21 protein-coding genes are annotated in these 18,472 nt (G+C 45.5%); 9 read left to right on the forward strand and 12 right to left on the reverse strand.

Translation table 11 applies throughout. The features are described 5' to 3' along the window. Positions 1–21: 21 nt before the first annotated feature. Both PP178_RS04730 and purN read right to left on the reverse strand, forming a co-directional pair. A complete protein-coding gene (locus tag PP178_RS04730; protein ID WP_272593156.1) occupies positions 22–654 on the reverse strand; it encodes a ribonuclease H family protein in 633 nt (210 codons plus the stop codon). After that, entirely contained in the window at positions 654–1,229 is a 576-nt protein-coding gene (gene purN / locus PP178_RS04735) for a phosphoribosylglycinamide formyltransferase (RefSeq protein WP_272593157.1), read from the reverse strand. The genes PP178_RS04730 and purN overlap by 1 nt, the downstream gene beginning before the upstream one ends. Before the next feature lie 160 nt (positions 1,230–1,389). Between purN and PP178_RS04740 the strand changes: the two genes are divergently transcribed. From PP178_RS04740 to PP178_RS04765, 6 genes are all read left to right on the forward strand, one after another. Next, positions 1,390–1,623: an acyl carrier protein gene (locus PP178_RS04740; protein WP_010519573.1), complete on the forward strand. Its 234-nt coding sequence runs from the start codon at positions 1,390–1,392 to the stop codon at positions 1,621–1,623. 110 nt (positions 1,624–1,733) lie between these two features. Next, entirely contained in the window at positions 1,734–2,984 is a 1,251-nt protein-coding gene (fabF, locus tag PP178_RS04745) for a beta-ketoacyl-ACP synthase II (protein ID WP_272593158.1), read from the forward strand. Between the two features lie 7 nt (positions 2,985–2,991). Next, the gene (rnc, locus tag PP178_RS04750) at positions 2,992–3,729 is read left to right on the forward strand and encodes a ribonuclease III (protein ID WP_272593159.1); all 738 of its coding nucleotides are present in this window, start codon (positions 2,992–2,994) and stop codon (positions 3,727–3,729) included. Between the two features lie 121 nt (positions 3,730–3,850). Further along, complete coding sequence (locus PP178_RS04755) at positions 3,851–4,315, forward strand: IPExxxVDY family protein (RefSeq protein ID WP_272593160.1); 465 nt, start codon at positions 3,851–3,853, stop codon at positions 4,313–4,315. 4 nt (positions 4,316–4,319) lie between these two features. Next, complete coding sequence (gene pyk / locus PP178_RS04760) at positions 4,320–5,750, forward strand: pyruvate kinase (protein ID WP_272593161.1); 1,431 nt, start codon at positions 4,320–4,322, stop codon at positions 5,748–5,750. A 32-nt stretch (positions 5,751–5,782) separates the two neighbouring features. Then, positions 5,783–6,541, forward strand: a complete 759-nt coding sequence (locus PP178_RS04765) for an SDR family oxidoreductase (protein ID WP_272593162.1) — start codon at positions 5,783–5,785, stop codon at positions 6,539–6,541. Positions 6,542–6,546: 5 nt separating this feature from the next. On the opposite strand, the gene dinB is transcribed toward PP178_RS04765, so the two are convergent. Next, positions 6,547–7,647, reverse strand: a complete 1,101-nt coding sequence (gene dinB / locus PP178_RS04770; protein WP_272593163.1) for a DNA polymerase IV — start codon at positions 7,645–7,647, stop codon at positions 6,547–6,549. A gap of 28 nt (positions 7,648–7,675) precedes the next feature. Between dinB and PP178_RS04775 the strand changes: the two genes are divergently transcribed. The 3 genes from PP178_RS04775 to PP178_RS04785 are packed head-to-tail and all read left to right on the forward strand — an operon-like array spanning position 7,676 to position 9,325. Then, positions 7,676–8,353, forward strand: coding sequence for an NAD(P)H-binding protein (locus PP178_RS04775; protein WP_272593164.1), 678 nt, complete (start codon positions 7,676–7,678; stop codon positions 8,351–8,353). Further along, positions 8,343–8,828, forward strand: coding sequence for a CYTH domain-containing protein (locus PP178_RS04780; RefSeq protein WP_272593165.1), 486 nt, complete (start codon positions 8,343–8,345; stop codon positions 8,826–8,828). The genes PP178_RS04775 and PP178_RS04780 overlap by 11 nt, the downstream gene beginning before the upstream one ends. Beyond that, positions 8,816–9,325 (forward strand): YciI family protein, encoded by a 510-nt coding sequence (locus PP178_RS04785; protein WP_272593166.1) that lies wholly within the window; start codon positions 8,816–8,818, stop codon positions 9,323–9,325. The genes PP178_RS04780 and PP178_RS04785 overlap by 13 nt, the downstream gene beginning before the upstream one ends. 1 nt (position 9,326) lies before the next feature. On the opposite strand, the gene PP178_RS04790 is transcribed toward PP178_RS04785, so the two are convergent. The 9 genes from PP178_RS04790 to PP178_RS04830 form a co-directional block, all read right to left on the reverse strand. Beyond that, a complete protein-coding gene (locus PP178_RS04790) occupies positions 9,327–9,722 on the reverse strand; it encodes a hypothetical protein (protein WP_272593167.1) in 396 nt (131 codons plus the stop codon). A gap of 82 nt (positions 9,723–9,804) precedes the next feature. Beyond that, on the reverse strand, positions 9,805–10,824 hold the full coding sequence (gene pheS / locus PP178_RS04795; protein WP_272593168.1) for a phenylalanine--tRNA ligase subunit alpha: 1,020 nt from the start codon (positions 10,822–10,824) through the stop codon (positions 9,805–9,807). Between the two features lie 146 nt (positions 10,825–10,970). Next, positions 10,971–12,839 carry a SulP family inorganic anion transporter gene (locus PP178_RS04800; protein ID WP_272593169.1) on the reverse strand — a complete coding sequence of 623 codons (1,869 nt, stop codon included), beginning with the start codon at positions 12,837–12,839 and terminating at the stop codon, positions 10,971–10,973. 42 nt (positions 12,840–12,881) lie between these two features. Further along, positions 12,882–13,508 carry a carbonic anhydrase family protein gene (locus PP178_RS04805; protein ID WP_272593170.1) on the reverse strand — a complete coding sequence of 209 codons (627 nt, stop codon included), beginning with the start codon at positions 13,506–13,508 and terminating at the stop codon, positions 12,882–12,884. Between the two features lie 146 nt (positions 13,509–13,654). After that, entirely contained in the window at positions 13,655–13,945 is a 291-nt protein-coding gene (locus tag PP178_RS04810; RefSeq protein ID WP_272593171.1) for a hypothetical protein, read from the reverse strand. Between the two features lie 58 nt (positions 13,946–14,003). Continuing rightward, positions 14,004–14,762 carry a tetratricopeptide repeat protein gene (locus tag PP178_RS04815; protein ID WP_272593172.1) on the reverse strand — a complete coding sequence of 253 codons (759 nt, stop codon included), beginning with the start codon at positions 14,760–14,762 and terminating at the stop codon, positions 14,004–14,006. A 2-nt stretch (positions 14,763–14,764) separates the two neighbouring features. Beyond that, positions 14,765–16,549, reverse strand: coding sequence for a BatD family protein (locus PP178_RS04820; RefSeq protein WP_272593173.1), 1,785 nt, complete (start codon positions 16,547–16,549; stop codon positions 14,765–14,767). Then, positions 16,549–17,403, reverse strand: coding sequence for a tetratricopeptide repeat protein (locus PP178_RS04825; protein ID WP_272593174.1), 855 nt, complete (start codon positions 17,401–17,403; stop codon positions 16,549–16,551). Before PP178_RS04825 ends, PP178_RS04820 begins: the two co-directional genes overlap by 1 nt. 1 nt (position 17,404) lies before the next feature. After that, positions 17,405–18,451 carry a VWA domain-containing protein gene (locus tag PP178_RS04830; RefSeq protein WP_272593175.1) on the reverse strand — a complete coding sequence of 349 codons (1,047 nt, stop codon included), beginning with the start codon at positions 18,449–18,451 and terminating at the stop codon, positions 17,405–17,407. Positions 18,452–18,472 lie beyond the last annotated feature (21 nt).

An 18,472-nucleotide genomic window follows, 5' to 3' on the forward strand; every position in this document is an offset into this window, starting at 1 on the left:
ATGCGAATATTCCCCCCGGACCTATTTGCGACCGAAGTCGGCCGGGATTTCACCCCAGGCTTTGGTTTCCCATTTTACGATAGGAGTTTGGTAGGAATTGGTTTCCAGCCACTTCACTGCGCGATCTACAAGATCAAAGAGATCCTTGTTCTTCGCGCTGCGCTTTAATTTGGTGTTACATTTTTTACGCCTGACCCAACTCATGGCGGTACGGGAATCTGTATAGAGGACACGGGTGCTTTTATTGGCTTTTAATAAGGCAAGGCCATGTACAATGGCCAGGAATTCGCCAATATTGTTGGTGCCTTGGGGGAAGGGTCCCTGGTGAAAGAGCGGTTTACCTGTTCGGGTATCAACCCCACGGTATTCCATGATCCCGGGATTTCCGCTTGAGGCGGCATCCACGGCGATAGAATTCAGGTTTGGTGCACCGAGGCGTTTGACCTCCTCCGGACTTAGGCTGCTGCTTTTTTTCTTACCCCTGTAGGCGGCATAATTCTTTTTAAAAGCCTCTTCAGCGGCACTTCGGCTGTCAAAAGCCATGTACTGAGCGCCTTCCTGTCCCTTTATCTGGGCCTGGCATTCTTTCCAGCTATTATAGATGCCTGGTTGCTTTCCTTTCCAAACCACATAAAATCTCGGTTTCTTACCCATTACTCAGCTTCCTTCTTCAATAGTTTTTCAATAACCCGTGGAAAATGCTCGTATTCCAGCTCGTGCACCTTGCTTGCCACCTCATCTGCCGTGTCGGTAGTTTTTACCGCGATACGTTCCTGGGCAATTATGGCTCCTTCATCATAGTTTTCGTTGACAAAATGAATGGTGATCCCGGTAAAGGACTCTTTATTGTCTACAATGGCCTGGTGAACCCGCATTCCGTACATTCCTTTTCCGCCGTATTTAGGCAAGAGGGCAGGATGAATATTTACGACCCTGTCAGGGTATGCTTTAAGCAGGGAATCAGGTATTTTCCATAAAAAGCCGGCGAGGACGACAAGATCGGTCTCCAAGCTGTTGACCAACTTCACTACGGCATCTGTTTCATAAAAGGCATTCCTGTTAAAGTAGAACGCATTGATGCCCAGCCTTTCACATCTGTCAAGCACACCTGCATGCCGCTTATTTGTGAGTACGGCTGCAATTTCTACTTCAGAGGAGTTCTTGAAATATTCATGGATATTTTCCACGTTTGATCCGGATCCTGAGGCGAAGAGCGTAATTCGTTTCATGCAGTGGTGACGGGAGTTTGAAGGCAATTATTTTTTCGCTAAAGTACAGGTCTTGCATTTAAATTTATTAAATTACATCACATTTTAAAGTCAAATAGTATTATTAGACCAAAGTTTTTTATTTTTGCCATCGATTTAAATTTTTAAAACCAAAATCATTATGTCAGACATTGCATCAAGAGTAAAGGCTATCATCGTAGATAAACTGGGTGTAGATGAAAATGAAGTAGTACCGGAAGCTAGCTTTACTAACGACCTCGGGGCAGACTCATTGGATACCGTAGAGTTGATCATGGAATTCGAAAAAGAATTTGATATCCAGATCCCGGATGATCAAGCAGAGAACATTGCAACTGTAGGCCAAGCTATAAGTTATATAGAAGAAGCTAAGTAATTTCATGATATCATAGGAAAGAATTAAAATTATCCATGTGGTAATCCTGCTGCATGGATAATTTTTTTTAATTTTCACGTGTTTAGGCAGCAAACTAAAAAATTGATTCAATGCAATTAAAGCGAGTTGTAGTTACTGGTCTTGGTGCCCTTACCCCCATTGGGAATACCTTAGAGGAATATTGGGAAGGATTGAAGAATGGGAAAAGCGGTTGCGCCCCAATCACCTATTACGACACAGAGAAATTCAAGACGAAATTTGCCTGTGAATTAAAAAATTACAATCCAGAAGATTATTTTGACAGGAAGGAAGCACGTAAACTGGATAGGTTTGCGCAATATGCTTTGATATCCTCGGATGAGGCTATTGCCGATTCAGGATTAGACCTCGATGCTGTCGATAAATTCAGGGTTGGTGTTATCTGGGGTGCCGGTATCGGCGGCCTGGAAACCTTTCAACAAGAGGTGCTCAATTATGCTGCGGGAGATGGAACTCCCCGGTTTAACCCTTTCTTTATTCCCAAGATGATCGCGGACATCGCTCCGGGAAATATTTCTATAAAACACGGGTTCATGGGACCCAACTATACTACGGTATCTGCCTGCGCATCATCAGCCAACGCTATGATAGACGCACTCAACTATATCAGGTTGGGACACTGTGACGTAATTGTTACAGGTGGAAGTGAAGCCGCGGTGACAATTGCCGGAATGGGAGGGTTTAATGCTATGCATGCCCTTTCTACCAGGAACGACAGTCCTGAAACAGCTTCCAGGCCTTTTGACGCAACGCGGGACGGATTTGTCCTGGGTGAAGGAGCAGGGGCACTGGTACTTGAGGAATACGAGCACGCCAAAGCAAGGGGGGCAAAAATATATGCCGAAGTTGCCGGGGGTGGTTTATCCAGTGATGCATACCACATGACAGCACCGCATCCAGACGGTATTGGTGTGGTAAAAGTAATGGAAAATTGCCTGAGAGATGCCGGCCTAAAACCCGAAGACGTTGATGCGATCAATACCCACGGTACATCAACACCATTAGGGGATGTGGCAGAATTAAAGGCCATCAGCCAGGTATTCGGGGAACACGCCAAGGATATCAATATTAATTCGACCAAATCCATGACAGGACACCTGCTTGGGGCGGCCGGAGCTATAGAAGCCATCGCTTCTATCCTTGCCATGGAGCACAACCTTGTGCCTCCTACCATTAATCACACAACGGTTGATGAAAACATAGATCCGAAACTTAACCTGACTCTGAACAAGGCACAGGAAAGAAAAGTGGATGTGGCCATGAGCAATACCTTCGGTTTTGGAGGTCACAACGCATGTATTGTATTTAAGAAAATCAGTTAAACAACGAATGTCGTTTACAGCCAATATATTTAATTCCCATTCTAAACAGGATGGGGATTTTTTTTTGGCAATCACCAAAGTGCTGGGTTTTAAGCCGAAAAAAATAGCTATTTACAGGAAGGCATTTTTGCACAGGTCTGTAAACCAGAAGGATAAGCAGGGTCACCCCATGAATTATGAGCGGCTGGAATTTCTCGGTGATGCCATGCTGGGGACTATAATTTCCAAGCATTTGTACAATGAAGTTCCGGGGGGAGATGAAGGATACCTGACCAAGATGCGCTCTAAAATAGTCAGCCGGAAACACCTGAATGAGTTGGGAAAAGATCTCAACCTGATCGATTTTGTAGAGAGCAGGATTCCCAAGTCGCATTTCGGGGATAATATTCACGGTAATGTCTTTGAGGCGCTGGTCGGAGCCATTTACCTGGACCGGGGATATAAATATTGCGAAAAGTTCATCCGGGAACGTGTCATTGAGCCCTATGTAGACATCGAGCAACTAGAAGGGCAGGTGATCAGTTACAAGAGCTTGGTGATAGAATGGTGCCAGAAACAAAAAAAAGAGTTCTCGTATAATGTATACGAGGATTCCGGTAATGATCCTGTAAAACATTTTGCCGTAAAGCTGAGTATCGATGGTAAACTGATGGCAAAAGCCCGGGCGACTTCCAAGAAAAAGGCCGAAGAAAAAGCTTCCAAGCGCGCATTTTTTGCTTTGCAGGGCAAAATAAAGGGCGAATGATAAAAAGAATTCGTTAAATTATCAGCTTCAAACGTTTTCGTGCCCTGTCTCCCAAATACTTGTTGATCGAAGGCTAGACTTCTTAATGTATTAATCATATATTTACTGCTTAGGTTCTGGTATGACGACAACTCACAAGATATTCGAGGAGCTTTGTGAAGAAGAATTTACCCTATGGGCCCTGCATAGCAGTCTGGAAGACCATACCCTGGTCTATGCTCTTAACGATCATTTGAAAACCAGGTTTAAAAGAGCTCCCTCAGACCTGGATATTTCCAAGGCGATCGCTTTTCCGTATTTTGAATGGAAAGACGAAGCCCATGACCAGTATTGGAGGCTGATTTCTAATAAAAGCCGGGTTCGGCAAAACCTGGAATTCCAGGATCTGTTCCGGAACGAACCCGCTTATACGGCCCATCATCTGTTACCGGAATACCGTGACGTTGATTACCTGATCAAAATTGAAGGAGAGCTGTTGCCCTCTGACGAGGATAGACTGGCCCTGGTTAAAAGAATACCGGGGATGATCACGGCTTATTCCGTCAACACTGAAAATTTAAAATCAAGAAAAAATCTAACCTTTTAGTACAATGCCCACTAAGAAAAAGACAAAAATAGTAGCAACATTAGGACCCGCAACCAGTAAAAAGGAGGTGCTGAAAGAGATGATCGAAGCAGGGGTTGATGTGTTCAGGATCAATTTTTCCCATGCAGATTATGACGCAGTTAAGGAGCGTATCCGTATGATCCGTGAACTTAACGAGGAAATGGGGACTTATACCTCTATCCTTGCCGATTTACAAGGCCCAAAATTACGGGTCGGTGTGATGTCCGAGGAGGTCGTGGTGTCTCCAGGGGACGAGATCAGCTTTCATACCGGTAAGGCTTTTGAAGGAAATGCCGAAAAGGTATATATGAACTATTCTACCTTTCCAAAGGATGTAAACCCAGGGGAGCGCATACTGCTCGATGACGGGAAATTGATATTCGAGGTAATCTCTACCAATAAGAAAGACCAGGTAAAAGCCAAGGTTATTCAGGGAGGGCCATTAAAATCCAAAAAAGGAGTCAACCTTCCCAATACGAACATTTCACTGCCCGCCCTGACCGAAAAAGATGTTAAGGATGCGATTTTTGCTGTATCGCAGCAGGTAGACTGGATAGCTCTTTCTTTTGTACGGTTCAGCCAGGATCTTATAGACTTGCAGAACATCATTAAGGAGCATTCCGATGAGAAGATCCCTATCATTGCCAAGATTGAAAAGCCCGAAGCCGTTGATAATATTGATAAGATCGTGGCCTATTGTGACGGATTGATGGTTGCCAGGGGAGACCTCGGGGTAGAAGTTCCTGCCCAGGAAGTACCGCTGATCCAGAAAAAACTCGTTTTACGAGCCAAGAAAGCTCGTATCCCGGTAATTATCGCCACCCAGATGATGGAAACAATGATTACCAGCCTGACTCCGACAAGGGCAGAAGTTAACGATGTGGCCAACTCCGTTATGGACGGTGCCGATGCCGTAATGTTATCCGGGGAAACTTCGGTAGGGAATTATCCTGTACAGGTGATCCAGAAAATGACCAGCATATTGCAGAGCGTTGAAGGATCAGAATTTATCCAGGTACCCCATGATCCGCCGCATATCAGGACGAAGCGATATATCACCAAGTCCGTTTGTTACCACGCTGCTCTTATGGCGAATGAAACTAAAGCCAAAGCCATTACCACCTTAACCAACAGTGGGTATACGGCTTTCCAGATTTCCGCCTGGAGACCCAGCGCGCATATATTGGTGTTTACTTCGAATAAACGCATCCTTACACAACTGAACTTGCTCTGGGGTGTAAAAGCCTTCTATTACGATAAGTTCGTGTCAACCGATGAGACCATAGAAGATGTAAACCAGATCGCCTGTGACAAGGGATTCCTGGAAAGCGGGGATATGATGATCAGCCTCGCCGCTATGCCGATCAAGGACAAAGGAATGGTGAACACGCTGAGAGTGACAGAGATCGAGTAGGATATAGTAGAAGTTTAGACCGTATACAGCTTATGTGGAATTTAAAGGACAGGATTGTGCTGGTTACCGGTGGCAGCAAAGGCATCGGGAGGGCAGCGGTCAGGGAGTTTCTTGAACTCGGGGCCGAGGTCCTGTTCACAGCCCGTAAGGAAATGGATATCCGGGCATTTGAAAAAGAATTATCCGGGAAGGGATACCAGGTTCACGGAATGGTCAGTGATGTTTCTGTAGCAGAAGACCGCGAAGCCTTGGTGCGTAAAATAACCCAGGATTACGGTAAACTGGATGTCCTGGTAAATAATGCCGGGATCAATATTCGTAAGTCCGCTCTGGATTATACGGAAGAAGAATTCTCCAAAATATTAGCGATCAACCTTATTGCGCCCTTCGAATTCAGCCGGTTGCTGTATCCCCTATTATTAAAAGGTAAGAAGCCTTCAATTGTCAACGTAGCTTCTATTGCAGCATCTGTAGATGTGAATTCCGGGAGTCCCTACGGTATGGCCAAGGCAGGATTGTTACAGCAGACTCGAAATCTTGCCGTAGAGTGGGCGCAAGACGGGATACGCGTGAACGCCATCTCTCCTTGGTACACTGCTACGCCCCTTACAGAGGCAGTACTTACGCAAAAAGACCGGATGGACCCGGTGATTGCCACCACCCCTCTCCGGAGGGTTGCACAGCCCGAGGAAATGGCCAGCGTGATCGCTTTCCTGGCGATGGATAAAGCTTCCTATATTACCGGGCAGAACATTATCGTGGATGGTGGAATGAGTGTTTCGGCCTTCTGATCATTTCAGAATTCAAATTGTAGCTGTACGGCTATGGTATCTTCTTTTTCTTCTTCCTGATCCTGTTCTGTATTCAGGTTGCTGACGGATATCCCCAGTAGCCGAACCGAATTCTGAAGTATATCCTGGTACAACAATTCTTTTGCCGTTTGTAGAAGTATAGAACGATCCGAGGCAAAATAGGGTAAGGTCTTTGCGCGGGTCTGTAATTTAAAATCACTGTACTTGATTTTCAGGGTGATGGTTTTCCCCGCCAACCCATTCTTTTTTAGTCGTCGCTGCAATTCAATCGCGATCTGTTCCAACCTTTCTAACATGAAGATTTCGCTGCTGAGGTTTTCACTAAAGGTGCGCTCTGCACCTACGGATTTTGGTATACGTTCCGGTTTGACTGTACTATGATGGATTCCACGTACCACCTGGTAATAGAATTTCCCGCTTTTTCCGAACTGGGATAAAAGAAATTCTTCCGACTTATCTTTCAGATCCTTCCCGGTAAAGATGCCAAGTTGGTACATCTTTTCGGCAGTAACCTTGCCTACGCCATAAAACCTGCGAATCTCCAGGTTCTCCAGGAATTCCAATACGTCTTCCGGGTCTACGGTTTTCTGACCATTTGGTTTGTTGACGTCACTCGCCACCTTGGCGATAAATTTATTGATAGAGATACCGGCAGAGGCCCTAAGACCCAGCTGATCATAGATCTTTTGGCGAATTTCTTTCGCGATCATGGTTGCGGAGGGATTACCGTATTTATTCTCGGTAACATCCAGGTATGCTTCATCCAAAGAAAGGGGCTCCACCAGGTCTGTATACTCCAGGAAGATGGCCCGGATCTTTGCGCTGATCTCTTTGTAGCGGTCAAACCTCGGTTTCACAAAAATGAGTTCCGGGCAATTCCGTTGGGCAGCTTGCCCGCTCATGGCGGAACGTACCCCGAATTTCCGGGCTTCATAACTGGCAGCAGCAACTACCCCGCGCTTTGCACCACCGCCAACGGCAACCGGTTTTCCCCTTAAATCGGGATTGTCCAGCTGTTCAACAGAGGCGTAAAAAGCGTCCATATCTACATGGATGATTTTTCGTACCGGGAATTCATAAGCCATAAACAAATTTAAGTCATATCTTAGATTTATGGATACTCAGAGTAAAACAGCTATAGTGCTGGGCGCTACCGGTCTTATTGGCGGCATACTGTTGCAGATGCTGCTCGAGGATGACCGATATGGTCAGATCCGCTTGTTTTCCAGGTCATCCATAGGGTTTAAGCATCCAAAGATGAAAGAATACCTGGTAGACCTTGGCAATCCGGAAACATACAGGGAGGCATATAAAGGGGATGAAGTTTTCTGCTGCATCGGTACCACTAAATCCAAAACACCTGATAAAGCGAACTACAGGGCCATTGATTACGGAATTCCCGTACAGGCGGCTGCTCTCTGCAAAGAGAATGGTATAAGTACCTTTATCGTGGTCTCATCTTTAGGTGCAAATCCAAAAAGCAAGGTTTTCTATAACCGGACCAAAGGACAGATGGAAGCAGCCGTACTAAAACTACAGATTCCAAATACCTATATCCTGCAACCTTCATTGCTGGCGGGAAAAAGAGAGGAAAGAAGGATTGGTGAATGGATAGCAAGGCAGGTGATGAGAGCCATGAACCTGGTGATGGTGGGGCCCTTAGATAAGTATCGCTCCATATACCCGGAAAAGGTTTGCAGCTGCATGATATGGCTCGCCAATAACCCATATGAACACCGTCGGATCCCCTCGGACGAGATCCGCAAAATTGCGCATAGGCATGGAGGATAAGTACCGGGAGATTGAACGCAAATTCTTAGTGGTTTCACGGGGCTACCAGGATAAAGCCAGCGAAATAGAGCAGATCCGACAGGGTTTTCTCAATACAGACCCTGCGCGAACAGTGCGCATCCGAATCCTTGATAATTCTGCCTTCCTAACGGTAAAAGGAGCTTCCAGTGCGGATGGCACCAGCCGTTTTGAATGGGAGAAAACTATCCCTGTAGATGAAGCTCATAAATTGCTTAAATTATGCGAAGACGTTCCCATTGAGAAGAATCGTTATAAGGTGCCGGTGGGGAAACATATATTTGAAGTAGATGAATTCCTGGGCGCAAACAGCGGCCTGGTTATTGCCGAAATAGAACTTGGATCCGTGGACGAGGCTTATGAACAACCGGAATGGCTTGGACAGGAAGTGACCGGGGAGCCTGCCTATTACAATTCCCAATTGAGTAAACATCCTTTTTCATTATGGAATCCATAAAACTTTTTTTAATACTTGCTATTAGTTTAACGCTCTTGTCTGCTTGTGGTGGAGAGGGACCGGAGGAAAAAATCAGTGAGGAAAATATGCAGTCTACGGAAGGCCGGAGATCTGTCAGAATGCTTAAAGATTCATTGACCCGACTGGGATACCAGACCTTTGATTATGTAGATGAGGGGACCAACGACACTATCCTCATGCAACAATACTTCCTGGTGCTGTTAAAAAAAGGTCCCAACCGGGCCAGTGATAAACAGGAGGCTGATAGTCTCCAGGAACTGCATCTGCAGCATATGGGCCGTATGTACGAGGAGGGTTATGCGGATCTTATGGGCCCATTTGGTGATGATGGTGATATCCGGGGTATTATTATTTATAACACTCCTACAATAGAGATAGCTGACAGCCTGGCAAACCTGGATCCATTAATCCGGTCCGGCGGTCTCGTAGCCGAAATTCACCCATGGTGGGCCGGTAAAGGATTTGGGTTGCGTTGAACTAACTGCCCAGTAAGCCTTCTTTTTCAAGAATAGGCAGGTACTTTAATTCCTGCTCTTCAATACTGTTCTTCCGGAAGATATATTTGCGTTCAAAGAGCTTACCTTCCGCATAGAAGGTAACAAAGAATTCGTTTTCCAGCTGCAGCACTTCTTCCTGTACCAATTCTATTTTGGCGAAAGAACGGGCTTCTATAACCCCGATGGCGTGACGCATCGTCGAGGTTTTGGTTTCGCCGTCATAGCCCTTAGATACGATGAGAACCATCTCTATTGCCGTGGTCCTGTTATTGATCAGGTAAGCATTCCAGTCCTTGGAAAGAAACTTATCATCCCAATCATGAGCTAAGGCTACGTGCACATCTTTAGCAATAGGTATTTCTATGTCCTTTCTCATTGTTACAGCTAAATTTGGAATGTTCTATAATAATAACCCGGCTGTGAGCATATTTATTGCATCCGGATAAAGCAGCAGTGTGCTATAGTGCACTGCGGAACTGCTCCAGGAACCTGGTATCGTTCTCGCTCAATAGTCTGATGTCAGATATCTGGTGTAACAACAGGGCAATCCTGTCTATACCCATCCCAAAAGCAAATCCGGAATAGACCTGGGGATCTATATCACAATTGCGAAGTACATTCGGATCTACCATCCCGCATCCCATGATCTCCAGCCAGCCGGTACCTTTAGTCATCCGGTAGTCCGCTTCGGTTTCCAGCCCCCAGTAGACATCTACCTCTGCGCTTGGTTCTGTAAAGGGGAAATACGAAGGCCTTAGCCGGATCTCCGATTTTCCGAAGAGCGCGGTGGTGAAATACTGCAGGGTTTGCTTTAGATCGGCAAAGGAAACACCCTTGTCGATGTACAAGCCCTCTACCTGGTGGAAGAAACAATGCGATCGTGCAGAGATGGCCTCGTTGCGATACACCCGCCCGGGAGATATAGTACGGATGGGGGGTTTATTGTTTTCCATATAGCGCACCTGTACGGAAGAGGTATGGGTTCGCAATAGTATATCGGGGTCTGTCTGTATAAAGAAAGTATCCTGCATATCCCTGGCCGGGTGGTGTTCCGGCAGGTTCAAAGCGGTAAAATTGTGCCAGTCGTCTTCAATTTCCGGGCCCTGGGATACATTGAATCCAATACGTGAGAAGATTTCTATTATCTGGTTCTTGACAATGGAAATAGGATGCCTGGCTCCCAATTCCAGGGGCTCTGAAGGCCTGGTGAGATCGTCGTATGTCCTGGACGTAGGAGCTTTACTTTCCAGCCCGTTCTTCAGGGCGGCCACTTTCTCGGTAGCTGCCTGCTTCAGTTCATTGATAGTCTGTCCGAAGCGTTTTTTTTCCTGCGGGGGAACGTTCTTAAATTCGCTGAAATATTGGTTCAGCAAACCTTTCTTCCCCAGGTACTTTATTCGGAAGGCTTCTATAGCTTCTGGCTGGTCCGATGAAAAGGCATTAACCTCTTCTATATGTTTCTGAATCTGATCTATCATCCGTCGTTGGCTTGGAGAAGTGACCGGTTCGTGGTCAAAATCAAAGTTTCACAAAAAATTATGTGCGGCAAATTTAAAACATTTAAGCTTCCTATTCGCCCTTTCGTCTAAAATAGAAAAAGGCCCCTTTCGAGGGGCCTTTCTGACTATGCAGTTTTAGAAGTGGTTTTGTCTTTGACATTGACTTTTACCCAGTTGACACAATCTTTAAAATTCTCAAAAATGTGTTCCTTAGGAATCAGGTCGGGAATGATATCAATCCGTTCCATCATATACTTCGGTTGTGGGAGAACATCGACCAGCAGAACTATAATATCTTTCCTGCGCAGTTCTATAATAACGTCTTCCATCGCGTAAAGTCCGGATTGATCCATATATTGCATCCTGCCCATCCTGATAATTACGGCATCTGCAGTCGCCGGGATCTGTTCTGCCAGGCTTTGAAAATCACTGGTAGAGCCGAAGAAAAGAGGGCCTTTAATATGCTTGATGAAAACCTCTTCCTTCAATTTTTCAGGAAATTCTTTTTCATCTGCCCAGGCTTTTTCCGGCAATGGTTTCACCCCGGATCTCTCGGCAGTAAGATCCCCCATCTTTTTCATAAACATTAATGAGGCAATGATCAGGCCTACACCAACGGCATATACAAGGTTCCAGACAGAGGAAAGCACAAGTACTACCAACATGATGATCACTTCTGAGCTCAATTTCAGTGGGCCCAGCTTGATGTCTTTTGGCAGGTTAGGAATCGCCTTAAGTCCTTTATAATCCATTACACCAATACCTACCGTTACCAGAATACCAGCGAGTACAGCCGCGGGGATCTGTGAAGCTACAGGACCCATAGCCAGTAATATTACCAAAAGTAATAAACCGGCGATCATTCCTGAAAGCCTTGTCTTACCACCGGACTTAATGTTTACCACTGTACGGATCGTTGCTCCGGCTCCGGGGATACCTCCAAAAATTGCCGCAATACTGTTACCAATACCCTGTCCGACCAATTCCTTATTTGGCTGGTGCTTGGTTTTGGTCATGTTATCTGCAACTACCGAGGTTAACAGTGAATCAATGGCTCCCAAAAGTGCCAGGGTCAGGGCCGTAAAAATATAGGGCGTGACCGACGATAATTTAAACTGTGTAAAGATCTCCATCTGGGGTAAAGGCAGGCCTTCAGGGATCTTCTCTATCGGCCGGTAATCCATGCCAAAGCCATAAGCTACACCAGAGACAACGATAAGTGCAACAAGCGTACTGGGTATGGTAGTAGTTATACGCTTAAATCCATAAATAATAATTATGGTAGCCAAGGCCAGTGCCAATTCCAGCCAGTCAATATTCTGTAATGCTCTGGGAAGAACGGAAATCGTTCCAAGTACCCCGGATGCTTCTTTGGCAGCAAGAGTTCTGGATTCCTTTAGGATATCTGCTTCTGTCGTTTTTTCCGCCCTGGAAATAGTCTCCTCAAAATCCTCGAGAACAAGTATGCCTTCCCCGGCTTCTTCTCTCAGGATATTTTCCAGGATAATTTCCTCGGCCATAGGCTTATACTGATCTACGTATTCAACATCTTCCTTAGGATAATATCCAATGGCCGGTAAAATCTGCGTAACGAGTATGATCACCCCGATAGCGGTCATGAAACCGGATACTACGGGATATGGTATATACTTGATGTATTTCCCGAGTCCCATCGCTCCAAGCCCGATCTGCATCAGTCCTGCCAACAGGAAAACTGTCAGGATCGCGGGGAGCGCTTTCTCCACATCTCCTTCGTTCATCGCGATAATACCGGCGATGATCACCATACTTACCGCGGTCATTGGGGCAGTAGGCCCCGAGATCTGTGTATTGGTCCCTCCAAAAAGCGCTGCGAAGAATCCAATGAAAATAGCACCGTATAATCCGGCACTGGGCCCCAGTCCGGAACTTACCCCGAACGCAAGGGCTAGAGGGAGTGCTACGATTCCGGCAGTAATACCACCGAATAAATCACCTTTTATATGTTTAAACATTTTGTAACGAGTTAGTTATGATTTAATATCAGAAATTTGTGCTTACAGGAAATTAACTTTTCCTGACTCTATGTCGTACATAGCGCCTTTGATCACGATTTCCCCATTTTCTTCCATCTCTTTTAGAACAGGGCTGTTCTTACGGATATTCTGGATGGTCAATTCTACGTTCTTTTCAGCTACGCTATCCACAAATTCAAGGTTACCTGAATTTCTCTCGCTAGCATCCCGGGGTTCTGATACGGCCTCAACTGCTGGCCTGATCTTTCCTAACAGGGTGGTGAGGTTGCCAAGTTTGGCGTCATCACAAGCTCCTTTAACAGCGCCACAACTGGTATGGCCTAATACTACAATAGCCTTGGTACCTGCCAATTTACAAGCGAACTCCATACTACCCAGGATATCATCATTGGCAATATTACCCGCTACACGCGCACTGAATATATCTCCGATCCCTTGATCAAATACAACTTCCTGCGGAACACGAGAGTCAATACAGCCCAGTATGGTAGCAAATGGGTACTGCCCGCTTGAGGTCTGTGTTACCTGGTTCAATAGATCACGATCTGCTTTTTTATTCTGTACAAAACGCTTATTTCCTTCTTGTAAAATGTCAATAGCTTTCTCAGGTGTGATTGCTGACTGTGCTTCTTTTGTTAGTGTTTTCATAGTTTTGAGGTATGAGTAATTAAAATGGATATTCCCATATAATCAGCATGCTGATTTATAGGTTTAATAAATTAAAATGGTTAATAGATAATTTAAGTTCCTTCCTGTAGACTGCGTGGAAAGAAAGAGATGAGGTGATCTGCTTCCTAAACGTACTTGGGGGGTGGGATTATTACTTCCCAGTCCACTTGTGGTATACCCAAATCGGTATAAAAAGGCGTTTCTGATGCGAGGTAGTCAAGTTGCAGGAAACAATTGAGCCCGGCAGCCTGGTTATAGACCGTCTGGTGCAATTCATGTTTCGCATCCTTGTGCTCTTCCTCCGTCAAAGTCAACACCACCCCTATAGCATCCTCGTCGACCAAAGTTATGATCGATGGCGCCAGGAGCGAAAATGCCCATAAGAGGCAAAAGTATGTGATGAATTTAGAACGCATGCTTTTTTTAAGATTCACAAAAATAGGGGTAAATCCTGAATATTCTGTTAAGAGCGCCTTAATAATCCTTTAACAGCTGTATCACATCTTCGGGAACCCATCCCGTTTTACCGTCAGACAAGCGAATTTTCTGCCAATCCTCAAGAGTTTCGAGTGCCTGTACCTTTGTGCCCTCGTGCAGGACAAAGGCTTCAGTACTTCTCTGGTTGGGTTCAGAGCGTACAACCACTTCTTCTTTAAAGATTATAGCGGGGTTATCAGCTTTGTAATTCAAATACTCTACGTAGGCGAAGATCAAACTGAGGATGCACAGGAACAGGGCAACCAGGCTGCTTATAAAGGAGACCCTTTTCTGCGTCGTGAATCGGAAAAAATAAAATGCGATGTAAAGGAGTACAAAGAGGATCCCAAAAATGATAGCGGTCACAGCCCATTGATCAAAACTCAGCTGACCCGTAACTGAATTGACAAACCTGCTGATCCCCGTTTGCGGAACTTCATCAATGTCGTCCAGGGTCATATTCCTTGCGTATTCCAGGTTTTCTATTATCTCCCGGTCCCCGGGGGCTAACAGTAAAGCTTTTTCGTAGTTATAAATACTGGGAGCAATTTCGTTCAATTTGTAATAACTGTTCCCAAGGTTAAAGTAGAGCGCGGCAGAGTGCTGACCGGAGTCCAGGATTTCCTGGTAATACGTGATAGCCTCTTCGTAATTCCCTTCGTTATAAGCTTTTGTAGCCTTATTGAAAGCCAACTCGTTCTGGGCTAATAGCCCAAAAAGCGAAAAGAAAAACACAAAGGTGATAGCGTATTTCATAGTTACAGTTGTTTATCCATTGAAGAGATTACTTCACTCGCTTCCTGGTAATCCTGTTGCATCTGCACATTAGAAAAAGGACTGTAGCGGGCCATTTCGCAGCTTTTCAGAAGCCCGATAAACCGATCGGCCGTTCCGGAATCCACTTGTCTCTGTTCTAATAATGTGGCGATCTTATCCTTACTGAATTCCGAGGTCTCAATTTTTAGTTTGGCTTTCAGGTAGTTATGCAAGGCTTTTTCCAGGGCAATATAGAAGGCTTCTTTCTGTCCCAGTTCGCGTTTGGCTTTAGAGAGGTATTTCCTTGCCAGCCTGTTGGCCTTCCGGACTTTATTCCCCACTACATCACTGGCGATCGCCTCCCGTCTCTTGCCCGTCATTATAGCTAATGGAATAAGCAGCAAGGGTAAGAGCAACCACAGCCAGAAACCAAGGGATCCAAAGAAATGGGTTGCGGTTTTTGGCCGTAACCCGGCTTTGGTCTTCAGGAAATGAAATTGGTTCTCAGCGCCCACTACACTTTGTTTCCTGGGCCCGGAACTACTGCTCTCATAGCGCCCTGTTGCCGGCCCCGCTAGAACATTAATGATAATCTCATCGGAACGCAGGGTATTATATTTGCCGGTACGGGGATTAAAGTAACTAAAACCGATACCCGGGATAGGGTATTTTCCCTTAGTATCAGGAACAATGGTATAGTGATTACTAACACTTCCCTGCATTCCTGAAAGGGTGGTACGCACCTGTTCCTCGAATTCAGGATCATATACTTCCAGGGCCCCGGGGAGGTTGAGTTCCGGTAATTGGAATAATTTTAAATTTCCCTTTCCCTTGACTTCTACCACCGCTTGTAAAGACTCGGAAGCGTTCAGTTCATTCTTACTCGTGCTCACCGATAAATTAAATTCACCGACGGCACCGTTAAAGTCTGCTGGTTTCCCGGCCAGGGGCAATGGTTTTACATTCAAGGTGCGCCTGCCTGCCGATACAGTCCGGTTGGTCTGGGTAAAGATCCTGCCCCCGAAGAAATCTCTTTTGTTGGTAGGCACATCAATGGTGACTTCCAGGGATAGGGGTTCAATTTCCAGGTTACCGTCTTTTTGCGGATAGAGGACCACTCTTTTCAGAACCACGTAACGATAAGGTTTGCCGTCATAAGTACCGTTTTGCACATCATAACGAGTTACGGGGATGTCCTGGCTCCAGAAGTTATTATACTTGGGATTATCCAGCGGCCTGAAGTTGGAAACGTTTACCGATGGGCTTACATAGAGCTTGTAAACTACGCTAACCGCTTCGTTCAGATAGGGATTGGTCTTGGATACTTCTGCGACCAGGTGAAGACTTTCTTCGGCTATATCATCTGCAGTCATCTGGTCGCTGGGTTTCTCTACGGCCGCAGTGACTTCAACTTTTTTTTCCAGTGACTTGTAAAGGTCGCCGTCTATTTCTATAGTGGCCTGGCCAATGGTAAAAACGCCCCGGGCTGTAGGTGCCAGGGTATAGGAGTAGGTCTTGGAATAGGAGCGAACCCCGTTTACCCAGGATGAACTGATATTTTGCAAAGGTCCGCCTACAACACGGAAACCTTCAAAATCCGGCGGGGTAAAATGGTCCCCGTCTTTGTTCATGGTAAAGTCTACCCTCAGCCGTTCATTGATCCCAAGCTTATCTTTGCTCAGCTGTAACTCAAAAGTTACGGCATCCGAATCTTGTGCCGGAGCCCGTTCAATACCGCTGTAAAATACACCGATGAAAAGAAGGAAGAGAATATAACTTCTGCTCATTACCAATCCTTTTTATTTTTTACCGGTACCCCTTTAACCTTCTTGGCATCCATTTTTTCCTGTACCTTCTTTTCTTCGTTCTGCATGGCTTCTAAGAGGTTCTCTATTTGTTGTGGACTCAATTGGTTGGGCCTGGGTTGTTGTTGATCACTTTCCCGGGGCTCTTTTTTCTCTTGTTTCTCATCTCCTTGTCCCTCTTTATTGTCTTCCTTTTCCTGCTCTCCTTGGTCTCCGTCTTCTCCCTCCTGCTTGTCTCCTTTATCCTGATCCTGTTGGTCATTATTGTCCTGCTGGTCGCCACCATCCTGCTCTTCCTTATCCTGGTTTTGCTCGTCTTTCTGGTCTTGCTGATCCTGTTTGTCCTCCTTATCCTGCTCTGGCTGCTCTTCTTGTTGCTTCTTCAGCATTTCCTTGGCCAGTGCCAGGTTATACCGGGTTTCTTCATCACTGGGATTGTTCCTGAGCGCCTCTTTATACGCTTCAACCGCCTTTTGATATTCCTTATTTTTCATAAAGACATTCCCCATATTGTGGAAAGCCCTGTGTTTGTCCGTTTTCGAACCTGCATTTTCACCGGCCTCCTTAAAACGGCTGAAAGCTTCAAGGTAACTATCCCTTTCGTAATAGGCATTTCCCAGGTTGTAGGGTGCGGCCACGTTGGTCTTACTTTTATCAATGGCCCTGCGGTATTTTGCCTCTGCAGAAACGAACTGCTCCTCCTGCAGATCCTCATTGGCTTCATAAGTGAGATTTCTCGAGGATTTTAAGGCTTTAAGGTCTTCCTGTTCTGCCTTAGCCTGGGAAAAAGCAAGCAGGGTGGAAAACAATGATATCAGGATTAATATATTTTTCATCTTATTCTACCTTCTTTTCGTTAAACAGGTTCAGTTTCCTGAGCCACTCTGTTTTACGCTCTAACAGGAAAATATCTAAAAATAGGAAGAATAGGGCTGCAGCCAAAAACCATTGGAACTGGTCCTTAAATTTAGCAAATTGCTTTGCCTCAAATTCTGTCTTATCCATTTGTTGCAGAGCTTCCGCTATCTTTTTAACGGCCTCTTCCGTATCGGTACCGTCTATATAACTTCCTTCTCCCTGCTGAGCAATTTCTTCCAGTAAAGCCCGGTCTAATTTGGTGATGACTACTTCACCATTTTCATCTTTTTTAAGTTGCTGTACAACACCTTTCCGTTTTAAAGGGATAGGACCGCCTTTTTCTGTACCCACACCGATAGTAAATACACGGATACCATTTTCCATAGCTTGTTCCACGGCAGTAGCCGGGTACCCGTCACCATGGTCTTCACCATCTGACACAATAAAGAGCACCCTGTTGGTTTGCTGTTCATTATCAAAATAGGTGGTTGCCAGCTCGATAGCCTCGTGAATCGCGGTTCCCTGCGAAGAGAGCATATCGGTATTCATACTTTGCAGGAACATCTTTGCGGCACCGTAATCCGTAGTAATGGGTAATTGTGGATAGGCCTGCCCAGCATAGGCGATGATCCCTACACGGTCACTCCCCAAAGAATTGATGATTTCAGACACCAGCCTCTTGGATTTCTCCAGCCTGTTGGGGGCAATGTCCTCGGCCAGCATACTCCTTGAAACATCGACGGCGAAAACTATATCAACTCCTTCCCTTTTCACGGTTTCCAACTGGGTACCAATTTTTGGATTTACAAGTCCCAGGATAAGGAAGCCCAGGCCGATTATAAATACCAGGAATTTCAGCAATGGTTTAAAACGAGATGTGTCCGGGGCCAGGCGCCGCAATAAATCCAGGTCACCGAATTTCTGACGGGTTCTCTTTTTCCAGAACTGCACACCAATATAAACCAGTACCAGTACCGGGATAACCAGCAGGAGGTAGAAATATGATGTCTCGTCAAATTGGACCATGTCTTTTAATAACTTTTAATA

This window comes from Zeaxanthinibacter sp. PT1 (genome assembly GCF_028464225.1).
In the GTDB taxonomy this organism is placed as follows: Bacteria; Bacteroidota; Bacteroidia; order Flavobacteriales; family Flavobacteriaceae; genus Zeaxanthinibacter.